Source organism: Dethiosulfatibacter aminovorans DSM 17477 (genome assembly GCF_900142005.1).
Taxonomy (GTDB): domain Bacteria; phylum Bacillota; class Clostridia; order Tissierellales; family Dethiosulfatibacteraceae; genus Dethiosulfatibacter; species Dethiosulfatibacter aminovorans.
On the sequence record NZ_FQZL01000009.1, the window covers coordinates 54,743 to 70,842 of the forward strand.

A 16,100-nucleotide genomic window follows, 5' to 3' on the forward strand; every position below is an offset into this window, starting at 1 on the left:
TGTGAATGATAATGAAGAAAATTGCAGTTGTGATAGCAGCAGCCGGAAGTGGAACAAGGATGTCGGCTAAAGTTAAAAAGCAGTATATGCTTCTTGACGGCAAGCCCATTTTGTACCATACAATAAAAAAGTTCGATGGCATTGAGGAGATATGCAATATAACAGTTGTATGCGATTTTAATGGAATGGACTTTTTAAAAAAGGAAATATTGGAAAAGAATTGTTTTGAAAAAAGTGTGAATGTTGTTGAGGGTGGGGCGTCCAGGACTGAATCAGTTATGAAAGGGCTTTTGTCCTTGGATACCGATACTGATTTTGTGCTGATCCATGACGGCGTAAGACCCTTTATCAACAGGTATGTAATAAGGGAAGCAATAAAACAGACTGTAGCGGGTAAGTCGGTAGTGGTCTGTTCTAAAACAGTGGATACTATAAAAGTTGCGGAAAAAGGAAGGATAATCAAAACTCTGGATAGAAGTGTTCTCTGGAATGCCGAGACTCCACAGTGTTTCAAGTATGGACTTATACTTGAAAAAGTGAAGGAAGCAATGGATTTAGATGAACAGTTTACGGATGAAGCTTCAATACTTGAATATTTTGGCATGGATGTTCATATCGTGGAAAACAGCCATCCGAACATCAAGATTACAATGCCCAAGGATCTGGTTTATGGAGAGTATCTCTTAAAGGAGGAAGAGTAGATTATGCGTGTAGGAATAGGATATGATGTACACAGACTTGTGGAAAACAGGAAGCTCATTCTCGGTGGCGTGGAGATTCATCATGAAAAGGGACTCTTGGGGCATTCCGATGCGGATGTTTTAGTGCACTCCATTATGGACGCTCTTTTGGGAGCCCTTGGCAAGGGAGACATAGGAAGGCATTTCCCGGACAGTGATGATGCATACAAGGGCATTTCAAGCTTGGAGCTTCTTGAGAAGGTTATGGATCTGGTAGAGAGAGAATACTATATAGTAAACATCGACAATGTGATCATGGCTGAAAGACCCAAGATAGCGCCTTATATAGGCGAGATGAAAAAAACGCTGTCGAGGATTTTGAAGTTGGAAGAAGAAAGGATAAACATCAAAGGGACAACGACTGAAAAATTAGGATTTGTCGGAAGGGAAGAAGGGATTGCCTCTGAAAGTATTGTTCTACTTGACAACAAATAGCATATCTAGTACACTTTAAAATATCTAAATACAAGCTTTGAAGAGACTAGTAGTTGCTGTAAGACTATAGAGAGGGAATGGCTGGTGAAAATTCCTGTCCCATGCAGCAGTGAACCTGACTCCGAGCATTCAGGCCAATAACCTGAACGGCTAAAACCGTTAAATGATTGAGTGACTGCGAAAGCAGTAATTAGAGTGGTACCGCGGATATCCGTCTCTTTGTGTAGGCAAGGAGGCGGTTTTTTATTTCTAAAAGTAGAACCGGGGATTTTATTCCACATCAGCTTCCTACTCCCTCGGCACGAGAATCTTTGATTAGTAAGGTTGATTCATCAAGCCTCGAAGCCGAGACCTCGCTGATATGAAATAAAATCCCCTAGGTTTCAGTTAAGACAGAAATGTGATTTCGCATCGACTCCCTGCTCACTCGAACAAAAATCTCTTGTTGAAAATATTGATTACAGTACTTCGGATTCACGATCTCGCCGATATGTTATCAGATTTCTTGGAGTTTAATAAATTTGAATAAGAAATAAAAATCCGCATGAGAAAAGTAACTAATTCATGAGAAAAGAAATGAAAGGAAGGATATTATGACTAAGAAAAAGAATGATTTTGTAAAGGAAATAACTCCTATGGAGGAGGACTTTCCAAGATGGTATACGGATGTGATCCTGAAGAATGAATTGGTGGATTATTCGCCGGTAAAGGGATTCATGGTAATAAGACCTTATGGTTATGCACTTTGGGAAAAAATCCAGGAGTATGCGGATGCAAGATTCAAGGAAACAGGACACAAGAATATGTATTTCCCACTTTTGATTCCTGAAAGTCTTTTGAACAAGGAAAAGGAGCATGTTGAAGGATTTGCGCCTGAGGTTGCCTGGGTAACCCATGGAGGATCTGAAAAACTTGGAGAAAGACTTTGTGTAAGACCTACATCGGAGACAATAATATGTCAGATGTACAGCAAGTGGCTCAATTCCTACAGGGAGCTGCCATATTTGTACAACCAGTGGTGTTCAGTGGTAAGATGGGAAAAGTCTACAAGACCTTTCCTGAGAACTTCTGAATTCCTGTGGCAGGAAGGACATACTCTTCATGAAACGGCTGAAGAAGCTCAGGAAGAGACTCTTCAAATGTTGAACATCTACAAGGAACTTGCTGAGGAACTTCTTGCAATGCCTGTAGTCATAGGACAAAAGAGCGAGTCGGAAAAGTTTGCAGGTGCAGCGTCAACTTATACAATGGAAGCATTGATGCATGATGGACAGGCCCTGCAGGCAGGAACATCCCACAATCTCGGACAGCATTTTACCAAGGCATTTGAAATCAAGTTCCAGGGAAGAGACGGAAAGGAACACAATCCATACCATACTTCATGGGGAATATCAACAAGACTGATCGGTGGACTCATCATGGTTCACGGAGACAACAGAGGTCTTGTGCTGCCTCCTAGGATAGCACCTGTACAGGTCGTTATAATACCAATAGCCCAGAAAAAGCCTGGAGTTCTTGAAAAGGCAGATGAGCTATATGAAAAATTAAAGGATAAGGGAATAAGGGTTGAAGTGGATGACAATCCAAAGGAATCACCAGGATGGAAATTCAACCAGTATGAAATGAAGGGATATCCAATCAGAGTAGAAATGGGACCAAGAGATATTGAAAATAACCAGGCGATAATAGTCAGAAGGGATACTCTTGAAAAAGAAGTGATTTCCCTGGAGAATTTCGATTCTAGTACTGCTGAAAAGCTGGAAGAAATGCAGGCGGACATGCTTAAAAAAGCGTTGAAACATAGAGAAGACAATACACATATAATGGAAGACTACGAAGAATATAAAAACAAGCCTGAAATAAGAAAAGGCTTTGCAAAAGCAATGTGGTGCGGATGTGCAGAATGCGAGGCAAAGCTTAAAGAGGATACAGGTGCTACTATCAGATGCATTCCTTTCGAGCAGGAAGAACTCTCTGACAAGTGTCACTTCTGCGGCAAGGAAGCCAAGCATATGGTGTACATAGCCAGAGCATACTAAAGAGGTGGTAAAGTGAATTTGCCCAAAATATTTATTAATACAAAAAAACAGCTGTCCGATTCAACTGATTCAAGAAGCGGGCAGCTTCTTTCTAGGGGAGGATTTACAGCTAAGACATCGAGAGGAGTCTATTTGCTCACGCCTCTAGGGAACAGATTGTTTGACAATATCATGGAACAGGTTGTAGTAATATTTGATGATAGCGGCATCACAAAATGCAGAGTACCTCTTCTAAATCTTAAAAACAAGGTCTGCGATGATTCGAGATTTACTTCAGCGGACAAGGATGGAAAGAATTACCTTTTATCAGATGACAGCTTGTATATGTTTGCAGAAATGATAAAGACAATTGTAAACTCATACAAGCAGCTTCCATTCAATGCATATACCGTAAGAGAAAGGCTTGAAAACAAGTTCAAGCCAGGGCAGGAGCTTCTGAATTCATATGAATACAGCGAAGTGGAAGTGCTTTTTGCTGAAATGACATATGAGGACATTGAAAAGGCTGCAGGAGAAGTTGCGGGAAAAATTATGGAATTGCTCAAATCCTTGAATGTTGAAGCATTCAAGGTTCTTAAATCCGAAAACAGAGGAATGTTTATTGGAACAAAAATGGACTTTGCAGACTCTAAGTTAATAGCGGATTTTTCAGGAGACAAATTTCTGGATGCAGAATACCTTCCAAATAATACTGAGCTAAACCGCGAAGAATCATCCCCTCTGGAGATTGAAGAGATACATACTCCGGATATAGAAACGATAGAGGACTTGGCTGCTTTCCTTGGTGAAGAAAACAAGACCCTCGTAAAGGCCCTTTTGCTGAATTGTAATGGCATAAAGGCAGTTGCCTTTGTCAGAGGAGACAGAACCTTGAGCATTGAAAAGCTTGCAGCAGCACTTGACATTTTGCCTGAAAGGATAGTCCCCATGGACGAAGAAGAAATATTGTCAATAGGGGCATATCCAGGGTCAACGGGACCGGTCGGTCTAAAAAATTGCAGGATATTCATGGACAAGGAAGTCTTGGCAATGAACAATTTCACAGCAGGTGCAAACAGGAAGGATTACCATATCAGGAATGTGAATCATGGAAAAGATTTTACAGCTGATCTGATAGATGACATAATAGTCTGTGAATACGAAGTCAATGAATCTGAAGATTATTTAAAAATAGCCGATTTGGAATTTTTTGGAGATGGTTTTTCGGAAGAATATTCACTTAGATACAAGGACAATGGTTCAAGGGATGCTAATATTGCAATTGGAAGGCTTAAGATAAACATGTATAGACTTATGTCATCTGTGGTATATAATAACTCCATGGAGGATAAGTTGGTTTTGCCTGGAATTGTAGCACCATTTGAATTCTATGTCATTGCTGCAAACAATAAGGAAGATGTACTTGAAAAGGCGGCAGCGGTAGTAGAGATTACAGGTCCTGAAAAGACCATCCTTGATGACAGGAAAGGCAGTATGGGATCAAAGATAAAGGATTCCGAACTTATAGGATGCTCGCATACTGTAATTGTAGGCAAGAAATCAGTTGATGACATATATGAGGTAATAGACAATGGAACAGGAATAAAAAAAGAGTTTTCAATGAAAGAACTCTCCGAATATGTTTCCATAAATTCATAAAAAATATGAAACAATGAATGAGTATTATGATATAATTCTAGCTGATACTATGCAACTCGGTTGCATAATTAAAATAACAACTAAGAGGTGTATTGAATGGTTAAGAGACTAACTGCAATAATACTGGCACTATGCATTATAATGACTCTAGGGGGATGTGGCGACAACAATGCGGATCCTGTAGACAACAATGATACTGTAGATCCGTCAGAAAATACAACAGATGATCCAATAGATGTAGAAGGCCAGGAAGGTAATGCCGAAGACCCTGTTGACCAGCTGACAGAGGAAGAAAAGGCCCGGATTGCATATGAGGCTGCCCTTGCTGAACGGGAAGAGCTCGAGACTGAAAGAAAGCAGGAACTGGGTGAATTCTATATACCTTTGCCTCCGGTAGGTGACGAAACTGAAAAAGTGAAGATTGATGCAAAGGGATTGTTTTGTACCGGAAGTACAGCTGGTAAGAATATTGATACAGCAAATGTAGATGAATATATTGAATATATAGAAGCTGTCAAAGCCAATGACACGGAAGAAATCAACAGGTTGAGTTCCGTGCTGCAAAATTTGAATACCTTGGAAAAGATAATCGGAATTGCAGCCACTACTGAAATAAATGCGGTTGTAATCGATGTAAAGGACGATTCAGGACTTTTGACTTATGAAAGTTCGCTTGAAATTGTAGACAGTGTTGATGCAAACAGGTCTACAAGAATAAAGGATGTTGGAGCTCTTATGGAGGTCCTTGAAAAGTATGACATATATCCTATAGCGAGAATCGTAACATTTAAGGACATGAATTTTGCCTATGCAAAGCCTGAACATTCAATTCAGCTTAAAAATGGCGGGGTCTGGCATGATTACAGCGGCACTCCCTGGGTAAATCCTTTTGACAAGCATGTATGGGATTACAATGTGGCTATAGCTAAAGAAGCGGCTCTGTTGGGCTTCAAGGAGATACAGTTCGACTATGTAAGGTTCCCTGACAATGCAAAAGCCTACAATCCAATCACTAATTTTCCAGGCAGGGAAGGCAGACAGAAGGATGAAGCCATCGGAGATTTTCTTGAATATGCAAAGGCAAGTCTTGAAGATTATAGTGTAAATATCGGGGCGGATGTTTTTGGCCTCATAACGAGAACATGGGATGATTATCCTGAAGACATTGGACAGTCGTGGATAGAAATTGCTCCACATGTTGACTATGTTTGCCCAATGTCATACCCGAGCCACTATGGAGAATATTGGTATGGATATGAAGTCCCCGATGCACACCCATACGGGGTTGTAAGAGGCTCAATGATGGAAGCTCTTGAAAAGAATTCGGCGGTTGCTGATGGAGGAACCATAAGGCCGTGGCTTCAGGATTTCACAGCTACATGGGTTGTGGGACATATATATTATGGGTATACTGAAGTAAGACAACAGATACTGGCGGCCAAGGAACTTGGCATAGATTCATATATGATATGGAATCCTTCTAATGTTTATGATCCTAGAGCCTTCATAGCTTCTGCTGAGGAAAACAGAACAACCTACCCCGTTGATATGGGTGATCAGGACTATAGAGGAAGAACTCCAATGGATGCAATGTTCGAATATTTCAGAGCCGAGAGACATGAGATATTCAGTCAGGTCTTCCTTTTGACTCCTGTTGACGATAGAACCGACAATTTTGATGTATACTATGAAGAAATGTCTACCGACAAGTATGACCTCATAGATTATGATACATTGGGATATGAGGTGTCGGGAGATACTGCCAGGGTTAATGTTTACTACAAGTATCAAGTGACTGAAGGGGAAGCCACCAGATACATTGAAAATGACCAGGATGTGTGGAATCTAGTCAAGGAAGAAGGAATCTGGAAGGTTATAAGGGACATCAAGGAAGTCAAGGTTGAAGAAGAAAGCCAGAATGATGAAACAGGCGATACAACCGTTAATTGACTCCTGGTGACAAATTGAAATGCAATCGGCTTCTGAATTATTCAGGAGCCGATTTTTAATGGTTGCTTTCATGGAGTAAGCAACTTTTTATGGATATAAATTTGCTTATGAGTGTGATTCAATGCGGGTGCAAGGCGCATTTTCCCTGGCGGCAAGCTTTGTTTATAACTCGAAAACAATTGTTTTTTATAAAAACACAAAAAAACCTTTTACAAGTATTTCATTTGTGTTATAATAGCTCGTAAATTACAAAAGTATTCGGAGGAAATTATGAATAAAGTGAACGTGGGTATTTTAGGAGCAACTGGAGCAGTAGGAGAAGAAATGCTCAATGTATTGGCGGAAAGAAATTTTCCTGTCAAGAATTTGAAATTGTTGGCCAGCGCTAAGAGTGCCGGTAAGAATATAAACTGGAATGGAAAAGATTATACGGTAGAAGAAGTCACAGAAGATTCATTTGAAGATATAGACATTCTTCTTGTAGCAGTTGGAAGTGGAGTTAGCAGGAAATTCAGTCCAATAGCAGCTTCGAAGGGTGTTATTGTAGTTGACAACAGCAGCGCATTCAGACTGAATGATGATGTTCCGTTGGTCGTGCCTGAGGTGAATCCGGATGACGTGCTGAAGCACAATGGTATAATTGCAAATCCAAACTGCTCTACAATCATAGCATTGACAGCCATTAACGAGCTTAATAAATACAGCAAGATTAAAAGAATGATTGTATCTACATATCAGGCGGTTTCCGGTGCAGGTGTCAAGGGTCTTGAAGAACTTGAAAACCAGGTAGCGGCACTGGGAGCTGGAAAAGAAGTTGAAATAGATACTTTCCAGTATCAGATAGCATACAATCTTATTCCTCATATCGGACCTTTTTATGACAATGGATATTCAGAAGAGGAGATGAAGATGCAGAACGAGGGAAGAAAGATACTGCACAGTCCCGAGCTTAATGTAAATTGTACTTGTGTGAGGGTTCCTGTTTTCAGAAGTCACTCTGAATCAATCACTCTTGAAACCGAAAGTGAAATTTCTGTTGAAAAGGCAATGGAACTGCTTAAGGATGCTGATGGAGTGAAGCTGGTTGATGATCTGGAAAACAATCAATACCCTATGCCTCTTGATTCATCCGACCAGGATCTTATATATGTAGGTAGAATAAGAAAAGACATAAGTGCAGAAAACTCACTTGTACTGTGGTGTTGTGGAGACCAGGTCAGAAAAGGTGCTGCTACCAATGCCGTTCAGATAGCACAGCTTGTAGTTGAAAAGAATTTAGTGAAGTAGAGCGGGAAAGTAGTTGCTCAAGATATGAAACGAAACAGGAGCTGCTTATTACCGGGATTGTGCCGGGAATGCTGCAGCTCCCTTTATATTGCATTTAAAGTTTTGGTGTCAATATTTTATTGTTAATCAAGTGGTTAGTGTCTGTCCAGTTGCCGCTGGCCGAAATGCAAATACGGTCTTCGGATGCAATCTTTAATTTAAGACTGGAGGAACGGGGTAGAATTTGTCCGTTCAGGAATATATTCACCTCGTCACTTAGCTTGCCATGGTTGTATACCTTTTTGTAGAACATTATTCCAAATTCCGAACATAAATGATTAAGCAAATCTTTCATGGTGCCATTCATTTCAATAGTCTCAACCTGCTTGTGTGTAAGCTCTCTAATGAAATTGACATATCTGACTTCCATTTCAAAATCTCCTTTCGTTTTAGGTTTAAGTTCTTTATCCGTTGTTATTATAGTCCTTTAAAAGTGAACTTTCAAGACGGGTATATGTTTTTTTTGAATAAATTTGATACAAATCCATTGACAAATGTGGAAAAATTGAGTAAAATGATAAAAACCAAGTAAATCAGTAGGAATTACATTGAAGAAGGAAAGTAGCATATAATGAAGTTTTAAGAGAGAGCATCATAGCTGGGAGATGCTTAATGGATTGTATGTGAAGTGCCCTTTGGAGTAGTGCACCGAATACAGTAGGCTGCACCGTGATTCGCACGTTACAGCGATACGGCATGAATGTGCCGGACTAAGAGGGTTTTTCCAATTAGAGTGGAACCGCGAATATACTTCGTCTCTAGCAGTAGACGAGGTTTTTTTGTTTTTTGAAAGTAGAAAGGAGATATGAATGATAATTAGAGACTCACTGAAACTCATCGGCAATACGCCAACGTACAAGATGAAAGACAGCAACATATATGTAAAGCTTGAAAAATTCAATGCAGGAGGAAGCATCAAGGACCGGGCGGCACTGGGAATGATAGAAGATGCTGAAAGAAGAGGAATATTGAAAGAGGACAGCGTCCTTGTGGAAGCGACAAGTGGTAATACAGGGATTGCAATTGCAATGATAGGAAAACTTAAGGGATACAAGGTAATCATTGTGATGCCCGACTCAATGAGTGAAGAAAGAAGAAGGATAATCCAGTCTTATGGTGCAGAGCTTATTCTTACGGAAGGAGCAAAAGGGATGAAGGGCTCCATTGAACTGGCGGATGAAATGGCAGCAAATGATTCCAGATACTTTGTGATGAGACAGTTTTCAAATCCGGCAAATAGGGAAATTCATTATGAAACAACTTCTCTGGAACTGTTGGAAGATGTACCTGATATGGATATATTTGTTGCAGGAGTAGGGACTGGAGGAACATTTTCAGGGATAGCGAAAAGATTTAAGGAACAGGACAGAGAAATACTATGCGTGGCTGCTGAACCGTCCGACTCGGCGGTGATATCGGGAGAGGAACCTGGTCCCCACAAGATACAGGGGATAGGCGCAGGATTCATAACTGATATTTTCCTTTCGGAATACATGGATGAAGTCATAAAGATTGATTATGATTATGCAGAGAGGGAAACTGTAAACTTTGTAAGGGACACTGGAATACTTGTAGGATTGTCAACGGGAGCCAATATAGCGGCAGCGAAAATGCTTGCTGAAAAATACGGACATGAAAAAAAGATCGTTACGATTGCTCCTGATGGAGGAGAAAAGTATATGTCTCTTGGGATATTTGGATAATGGAAAGGAGAATGAAATGAAATTTTTGAAGGAAATAATTTATGATATTGATGCAGCAATTGAAAAGGACCCTGCAGCAAGGAACCGGCTAGAGGTTTTGATACTATACCCTCACATTAAAGCGATAATAGACCACAAGATAGCCAAGGCGCTTTACAAAAGGAAGATGTTTTTCATTGCCAGACTCATATCCAACATATCAAAATTCTTTACAGGCATAGAAATCCACCCGGGAGCCACTATTGGAAAAGGTCTCTTCATAGATCACGGTATGGGTGTAGTCATTGGTGAAACTGCGATAATAGGTAACAATGTCCATATGTACCACGGAGTAACTCTTGGCGGAACCGGAAAGGAAACAGGAAAGAGACATCCTACAGTGGAGGATGATGTTGTAATTGGTGCCGGAGCGAAGGTTTTGGGGAACATATTAATTGCAAAAGGTACGAAGATTGGAGCAAATTCAGTGGTTCTGAGGGATACACAGCCTAATTCTACAGTAGTGGGCATAAGGGCCAAGGAAGTCAGAAGGGAAAGTGTTGTAAACGTAGAGGAGTACCTTGACAAAAAGATCTTTAATGAAATGATTTTATGAGATGAATAATTCGGCCGTGAAGGTTTATGGTGGAAAAAAAGAGAATCGGTAGTTAACCGGTTCTCTTTTTTTGAATCATGCATAATTATAGACACTTTACCTTATTGGTCAAAACTCCTATTTTTTCTACTTCACATTTTACAATGTCTCCATTTTTTAGCATTTTAGGAGGGTCGAAACCCATTCCTACACCTGCCGGAGTACCAGTCAGGATTATGTCTCCAGGATACAGAGTGGTGCTTCTTGAAAGATCTGATATAATATAATCAATGTCAAATATCATTTTGGAAGTTTTTGAATCTTGCCTTAGCTCATCGTTTACCCAGCATTTTATATCCAGGTCTACAGGGTATGGTACCTGAGACTTGTGAATGATATAGGGCCCCATGGGAGTGAAGGTATCAAGGCTTTTTCCCCTGTGCCACTGTCCATGCCTCATTTGGAGATCCCTTGCCGATATATCGTTTACGATGGTGTATCCAAATATGTGGTCAACAATGTCTTCCTTTGCTATGTTTTTTCCTTCCTTGCCGATTATCAGTGCAAGCTCTACTTCGTAGTCTACTGATTTTGTGAGATTTTCATCAATTACAATTGAATCATCAGGGCCTATTGAAGGATAGCAGGTCTTGCTGAAGTATATGGGATATTCGGGAATATCACCCTTTACATTGGGCATGGATTTAACTTCATGGACATGGTCTACGTAGTTCTTGCCCAGACAGAAGAGGTTTCTGAATGAATGTTCTATTGGAGACAATACTTTCACATCATCTATCTGAAGATAGTCTGTAGTCTGGTCAATGAAGAGGGTTATCTTTTCAATATCATCCTCTTTCAATGACTTTATCAAATCGTTCATATCCTTGATGTTGTCAACTTCAAGGATGCCCTCGAGGTTCTCAAGAACAACAACCTTTGACTTATCTATATCCATAACTCCAAGACTTACAGCATCCTGGTACTTGAATCTTAAAAAATACATATGTGACCTCCTAAGTTATAATATTATCAGTATAAATTATATCTTTTAAAAACTCAAATAATTTTATATAATAGACATGAATCACATAGAGGATTTAAGGTAGATTTAAGAATCAAATAAATGGATATTAAATATATGGGGGAAAAGACATGATAAAGAACTGGGACGAATTCCTATTGCCATATGAACAGGCCGTTGAAGAACTAAAGGTAAAGTTTAAGAGTATCAGAAAAGAATATCGCGATATGAATGAATATTCTCCGATAGAATTCACTACGGGCAGGGTGAAGAAAATATCAAGCATTATAGAAAAGGCACACAGAAAAAATGTTGAAATTGAAAGCATTGAAGACATAGCAGGCATAAGGATAATATGCCAGCTCGTTGACGATATCCCTCACGTTGTGGAGCACATAAGGAACAGGGATGGCAAGGACCTTAAAATAATCGAAGAAAGGGACTATATAACCAACAAGAAGGAAAGCGGATATAAAAGCTATCATATAATCATAAGTTATGTTGTGCACACTGCATTCGGAGAAAAGGAGATACTTGCTGAAATACAGATTCGAACTCTTGCAATGAATTTTTGGGCTACTATAGAACATTCAATCAATTACAAGTTTGGGGAAAATATGCCCGAAGAGCTCAAGGAAAGACTTAGGGAATCGGCAGAGGTTGCCGGAAGGCTTGATGAGGAAATGTCCAAAATTAAGTTTGAAATAATGGATGCCCAGGAGGTGTTCATGATAAGGTCGTCTCTTGTAGCCAGGATAATAAAGAAGATTCAGGTTTTATACTTCAGTGGAAATGTTCCCATGAAGGAGATTGAACAGATACAGGAAGATTTCTATACTCTTAGGGAAAGAGGAAGTATTGAAGAGCTTAGAGAGATGAATAGAATGTTGGAGCAAATGCATCAAAGGCTTCATTTAAAAGAATAGATTCCTTTGGGAATCTATTCTTTGTTTTTCATTGGCTATTCGATGGTGTACTGATATTTTATCGATTCATTTTTACTGTCGATAAAGCCGCTTTCTTCAGGGGACTCGTTGCTTGAATAGTCGGCATATTTGGTTTCGACATTGTCAACATACCAGTTCCTGTTTGCCTTTATTATCTTGTATTTTTTGAAAAGTACAATTTGGTCCTTGACTGAATCGGCGTCAGATGATTCTGGAATCTTGACTTTCATGACATAGACGTAGCAAATGTTTTTATCATCCGTATAATATATGTCGGACATGACATGTTCGCTTACAGTGAATTTGTCTGATACATAATAGACTTTTCCCACAAGCATCTGTATTTCACCTGCAGATTTCCCCGAAAGGCTGCTGTAGTTTATGGTTGTATCTGAAGTCTGTATAAAGGGTGTATCTTCAAGATTGTTCTTCTTGTAGTTGTCTGTCAGATATTCGTTTATGTTGTTAAGATAATCATCGTAGGAAATTTGGAAGCTGGTGAACATTTCATCGCTTTTTTCAATGTCTTTTATAGTTGATAGAATATCATTTTTTGCAAAAATAGAACAGCCTGAAATTATCGAACCGATTAGTACAGGCAATAAAATTAAAACAATAACTTTTCTATCCATAACTTACCCCCGAAATATTAACTTTACTTAATAATTTTAACATTATTTTAAATAGAAATCAAATTTCATTTTACCGACAAATATAATATAATTCATGATATAATATCCTATGGGCAATGAGCCTTGGGAAGCACTTGATGTTTCAGTGAAATTTATCATGATAAATATTGACCATGAAAATGACCAAAAATACTTATGAAGTTTTGCTGTAAATATTTAAAATATTGATTGAGGAGTGATATTATGATAGCTGCAGGTCTAATAGATAGAGTCATTGATGCCGCGTTGTCTACAGGAGGGGATTTTGCCGAAGTATTTGTTGAAGACAAGACAAATTCGGGAATAAGCCTCATAGGCGGCAAGATAGAGAAGACCATGTCCGGAAGGGACTATGGCATAGGAATTAGAATATTCGACGGGTTTTTCAGTGTCTACGCATATACAAACAGCATGAATGACGATGACATAATCAACACGGCATTGAAGGCTGCCGCTGCAATAAAAAACAGCAGCAGAACTAAAAAAGCCGGCCTTGAATATATGAAGATAGAAAATTTGATAAACCCTATAGAAATATCGCCTGAGACAGTTAAGAAAAAGAGAAAAATTGAAATCATGAGAAGGGCTTATGATTCGGCAAAAAAATATGATGATATGATTTCACAGGTCACTGTAGGTTTGTCGGATTACAAGCAGAAGATTCTAATAGCAAACAGCGAGGGGCTATACAAGGAAGATACGAGGGTGAGATCCAGGGTGTCAATTCAGTCAATAGCTTCCAGGGATGGAGAAATGCAGACGGGTTATTTTGCACCTGGAGCATCCCGTGGATTTGAATTTTTTGAAAATCTTGATGTGGAATGGTACGGGAATGAAGCGTCAAGGATTGCGAAAACCATGATGAATGCGGAATACTGTCCAAGCGGCAAGATGCCTGTAATCATAGACAACGGCTTTGGAGGAGTGATTTTCCACGAAGCATGCGGACACGGTCTTGAAGCAACTTCTGTAGCCAAGGGCAATTCTGTTTTTGCCGGAAAGCTGGGTGAGAAAGTTGCATCTGATTTGGTAACTGCAATTGATGATGGAACCCTAATGAACGAATGGGGATCTTCAAACATTGATGACGAAGGAAATTCTACAAGAAAAAATATACTTATTGAAAATGGAATATTGAAGGGATATATGATAGACAAGCTCAACGGCAGAAGGATGGACATGGAAGCCACGGGATCCTCCAGAAGGCAGTCATACAAGTTTGCCCCCACTTCAAGGATGTCCAATACCTTCATTGCAAACGGAAAAACAACCAAGGAAGAGATAATTGCCAACACGGAAAAAGGACTTTATGCCAAATACATGGGCGGAGGCTCTGTAAACACTGCAACCGGTGAATTCAATTTTGCAGTAATGGAAGGATATAAGATAGAAAACGGCAAGATCACCGATCCTTTGAGAGGAGCAACTCTTATAGGGACGGGAATGGATGTTCTTCAAAAAATAGACATGGTGGGGAACAATCTTGCCCATGGACAGGGAATGTGTGGTTCCGTCAGCGGAAGCGTACCTGCCAATGTGGGACAGCCAGTCATTAGAGTTTCAGAACTTACTGTAGGTGGAAGGGATGGTGAAGATAATGCTTAAGAAGGGTTTTTCTGAAAAGGTAATGGAATATGGAAAATCAAAGGGATTTACAGACATGGAAATATACTATTCCGCAGGGTCCAACCTTTCAATAAAGGTGTTTGAGCAAAAGATTGACAATTACAGCCTTTCTCAAAGTGAAGGAGTATCGTTCAGGGGACTTTACAATGGAAAGATGGGATATTCATATACCGAGAAGATTGACGATTCTTCAGTAGAGTTTCTGGTTGACGAAGCAATGGAAAATGCCGAAATAATAGACACTGATGATGAGGAAAAAATCTTCGGCGGCAGCAGTGAATATACAAAGATAGACAATTACAATCCAGCACTTGAAGATGTGAAGGAAGAGGACAAGATAAAATTCACTCTCAGAATGGAGGAAGAGGCCAAGAAGCTTGATTCAAGGATTGAATCAATTCAGTACTGCGTATACGGAGATGGTTCCGATGAAATGAGTCTTGCCAATTCCATGGGACTTTCTCTTGAAGACAGGTCCAATGCAGCTTTTGCTTATATCGGTGTGGTTGCAAAGGAGAAGGACGATATAAAAACAGGATTCGGATACAAGGTCACAAACGATTTTACGGAGCTTGATCCCTGTAAAATTGCTAATGAGGCAGTGGAAGAGGCGATATCAATGCTTGGTGCAGAAACTGTAGAATCCGGGAATTACAAGGTTATACTTAGGAATAATGCCGCAGCTGATTTGATAGATGCCTTTTCGGGGATATTTTCTGCCGAGAGGGTGCAGAAGGACCTTTCGCTGATGAAAGGTAAACTTAACACAAAAATAGCTGTTGAAAAACTGACTTTAGTGGATAATCCACATTTAAAGGAAGGTTTTGCATCGTCTTCATTTGATGGAGAAGGACATGCTACATATAGAAAGAATATCATTGAAAAAGGTGTTTTAAAGACCTACATGCACAACCTTAAGACTTCGGAAAAAGACGGCGTTGAAAGCACTGGAAATGCAAGCAGAGGTTCCTACAAGTCGTCAATAGGCATAGCTCCTTCAAATTTATATGTTGAAAAGGGAGATAAGGGACTCGAAGATATGATTAAAGGAACGGATATCGGGATACTGATAATTGACCTTCAGGGACTGCATTCGGGACTGAATTCCTTGTCTGGCGATTTTTCCCTGTCATGCTATGGATACATGATAGAAGGTGGAAAGAAAACCAGACCTGTAAATCAGATTACGGTTTCAGGAAATTTCTTCAATATGATCAATAACATTGAAGAAATCGGATCGGATCTTAGATTTGGGCTTCCGTCTGATGCCTATATTGGATCTCCGTCGATAAAAATAAAATCACTTTCCATAGCAGGAAAATAAAAAATAGGCAGCTGCACCCAATATCTCGTCCAGAGTGGGAATCGGCTGCCTTGATTTTGGGATTTTAAGTAAAGTCAAGTTCGTGATAAGAATACATAGATGT

Annotated in this window: 14 protein-coding genes and 2 other annotated features; of the genes, 11 read left to right on the forward strand and 3 right to left on the reverse strand. The window is 39.7% G+C overall.

The features are described 5' to 3' along the window. The first annotated feature begins 11 nt into the window (after nucleotides 1–11). The 6 genes from ispD to BUB05_RS07490 all read left to right on the forward strand — a co-directional run bounded on the left by ispD (nucleotide 12) and on the right by BUB05_RS07490 (nucleotide 8,089). Nucleotides 12–701 (forward strand): 2-C-methyl-D-erythritol 4-phosphate cytidylyltransferase, encoded by a 690-nt coding sequence (gene ispD, locus BUB05_RS07465; protein ID WP_073049098.1) that lies wholly within the window; start codon nucleotides 12–14, stop codon nucleotides 699–701. Beyond that, complete coding sequence (gene ispF / locus BUB05_RS07470; protein ID WP_073048974.1) at nucleotides 702–1,175, forward strand: 2-C-methyl-D-erythritol 2,4-cyclodiphosphate synthase; 474 nt, start codon at nucleotides 702–704, stop codon at nucleotides 1,173–1,175. 28 nt (nucleotides 1,176–1,203) lie between these two features. Then, nucleotides 1,204–1,397, forward strand: a binding site (T-box leader). A gap of 371 nt (nucleotides 1,398–1,768) precedes the next feature. Continuing rightward, nucleotides 1,769–3,214: a proline--tRNA ligase gene (gene proS, locus BUB05_RS07475; RefSeq protein ID WP_073048975.1), complete on the forward strand. Its 1,446-nt coding sequence runs from the start codon at nucleotides 1,769–1,771 to the stop codon at nucleotides 3,212–3,214. Nucleotides 3,215–3,226: 12 nt separating this feature from the next. After that, a complete protein-coding gene (locus BUB05_RS07480) occupies nucleotides 3,227–4,852 on the forward strand; it encodes a YbaK/EbsC family protein (RefSeq protein WP_073048976.1) in 1,626 nt (541 codons plus the stop codon). A 96-nt stretch (nucleotides 4,853–4,948) separates the two neighbouring features. Next, nucleotides 4,949–6,802: a putative glycoside hydrolase gene (locus BUB05_RS07485; protein ID WP_073048977.1), complete on the forward strand. Its 1,854-nt coding sequence runs from the start codon at nucleotides 4,949–4,951 to the stop codon at nucleotides 6,800–6,802. Between the two features lie 270 nt (nucleotides 6,803–7,072). After that, nucleotides 7,073–8,089 (forward strand): aspartate-semialdehyde dehydrogenase, encoded by a 1,017-nt coding sequence (locus BUB05_RS07490; protein WP_073048978.1) that lies wholly within the window; start codon nucleotides 7,073–7,075, stop codon nucleotides 8,087–8,089. A 94-nt stretch (nucleotides 8,090–8,183) separates the two neighbouring features. On the opposite strand, the gene BUB05_RS07495 is transcribed toward BUB05_RS07490, so the two are convergent. Then, entirely contained in the window at nucleotides 8,184–8,498 is a 315-nt protein-coding gene (locus BUB05_RS07495; RefSeq protein WP_073048979.1) for a MoaD/ThiS family protein, read from the reverse strand. 169 nt (nucleotides 8,499–8,667) lie between these two features. After that, nucleotides 8,668–8,891: a binding site (T-box leader), on the forward strand. A 46-nt stretch (nucleotides 8,892–8,937) separates the two neighbouring features. Here BUB05_RS07495 and cysK point away from each other — a divergent pair. Both cysK and epsC read left to right on the forward strand, forming a co-directional pair. Further along, nucleotides 8,938–9,831 carry a cysteine synthase A gene (gene cysK, locus BUB05_RS07500; RefSeq protein ID WP_073048980.1) on the forward strand — a complete coding sequence of 298 codons (894 nt, stop codon included), beginning with the start codon at nucleotides 8,938–8,940 and terminating at the stop codon, nucleotides 9,829–9,831. Nucleotides 9,832–9,847: 16 nt separating this feature from the next. Continuing rightward, entirely contained in the window at nucleotides 9,848–10,426 is a 579-nt protein-coding gene (epsC, locus tag BUB05_RS07505; RefSeq protein WP_073049099.1) for a serine O-acetyltransferase EpsC, read from the forward strand. An 85-nt stretch (nucleotides 10,427–10,511) separates the two neighbouring features. Here epsC and BUB05_RS07510 read toward each other — a convergent pair whose 3' ends face one another. Further along, nucleotides 10,512–11,411 (reverse strand): fumarylacetoacetate hydrolase family protein, encoded by a 900-nt coding sequence (locus BUB05_RS07510; protein ID WP_073048981.1) that lies wholly within the window; start codon nucleotides 11,409–11,411, stop codon nucleotides 10,512–10,514. Nucleotides 11,412–11,560: 149 nt separating this feature from the next. On the opposite strand from BUB05_RS07510, the gene BUB05_RS07515 reads away from it, so the two are divergent. Further along, nucleotides 11,561–12,355: a GTP pyrophosphokinase gene (locus tag BUB05_RS07515; protein WP_073048982.1), complete on the forward strand. Its 795-nt coding sequence runs from the start codon at nucleotides 11,561–11,563 to the stop codon at nucleotides 12,353–12,355. A 35-nt stretch (nucleotides 12,356–12,390) separates the two neighbouring features. On the opposite strand, the gene BUB05_RS07520 is transcribed toward BUB05_RS07515, so the two are convergent. After that, the gene (locus BUB05_RS07520; protein WP_073048983.1) at nucleotides 12,391–13,008 is read right to left on the reverse strand and encodes a hypothetical protein; all 618 of its coding nucleotides are present in this window, start codon (nucleotides 13,006–13,008) and stop codon (nucleotides 12,391–12,393) included. Between the two features lie 243 nt (nucleotides 13,009–13,251). Between BUB05_RS07520 and BUB05_RS07525 the strand changes: the two genes are divergently transcribed. Both BUB05_RS07525 and BUB05_RS07530 read left to right on the forward strand, forming a co-directional pair. Next, nucleotides 13,252–14,652 carry a TldD/PmbA family protein gene (locus tag BUB05_RS07525; protein ID WP_073048984.1) on the forward strand — a complete coding sequence of 467 codons (1,401 nt, stop codon included), beginning with the start codon at nucleotides 13,252–13,254 and terminating at the stop codon, nucleotides 14,650–14,652. After that, a complete protein-coding gene (locus BUB05_RS07530) occupies nucleotides 14,633–15,997 on the forward strand; it encodes a TldD/PmbA family protein (RefSeq protein WP_245819794.1) in 1,365 nt (454 codons plus the stop codon). The genes BUB05_RS07525 and BUB05_RS07530 overlap by 20 nt, the downstream gene beginning before the upstream one ends. The last annotated feature ends 103 nt before the right edge of the window (nucleotides 15,998–16,100 follow it).

Excerpts from the sequence above, each read along its gene's own strand:
- ispD (WP_073049098.1), top strand. The coding sequence starts at position 12 with ATGAAGAAAATTGCAGTTGTGATAGCAGCAGCCGGAAGTGGAACAAGG.
- proS (WP_073048975.1), top strand. The coding sequence starts at position 1,769 with ATGACTAAGAAAAAGAATGATTTTGTAAAGGAAATAACTCCTATGGAG.
- BUB05_RS07485 (WP_073048977.1), top strand. The coding sequence starts at position 4,949 with ATGGTTAAGAGACTAACTGCAATAATACTGGCACTATGCATTATAATG.
- BUB05_RS07490 (WP_073048978.1), top strand. The coding sequence starts at position 7,073 with ATGAATAAAGTGAACGTGGGTATTTTAGGAGCAACTGGAGCAGTAGGA.
- BUB05_RS07495 (WP_073048979.1), bottom strand. The coding sequence starts at position 8,498 with ATGGAAGTCAGATATGTCAATTTCATTAGAGAGCTTACACACAAGCAG.
- cysK (WP_073048980.1), top strand. The coding sequence starts at position 8,938 with ATGATAATTAGAGACTCACTGAAACTCATCGGCAATACGCCAACGTAC.
- epsC (WP_073049099.1), top strand. The coding sequence starts at position 9,848 with ATGAAATTTTTGAAGGAAATAATTTATGATATTGATGCAGCAATTGAA.
- BUB05_RS07510 (WP_073048981.1), bottom strand. The coding sequence starts at position 11,411 with ATGTATTTTTTAAGATTCAAGTACCAGGATGCTGTAAGTCTTGGAGTT.
- BUB05_RS07515 (WP_073048982.1), top strand. The coding sequence starts at position 11,561 with ATGATAAAGAACTGGGACGAATTCCTATTGCCATATGAACAGGCCGTT.
- BUB05_RS07520 (WP_073048983.1), bottom strand. The coding sequence starts at position 13,008 with ATGGATAGAAAAGTTATTGTTTTAATTTTATTGCCTGTACTAATCGGT.
- BUB05_RS07525 (WP_073048984.1), top strand. The coding sequence starts at position 13,252 with ATGATAGCTGCAGGTCTAATAGATAGAGTCATTGATGCCGCGTTGTCT.
- BUB05_RS07530 (WP_245819794.1), top strand. The coding sequence starts at position 14,633 with ATGGTGAAGATAATGCTTAAGAAGGGTTTTTCTGAAAAGGTAATGGAA.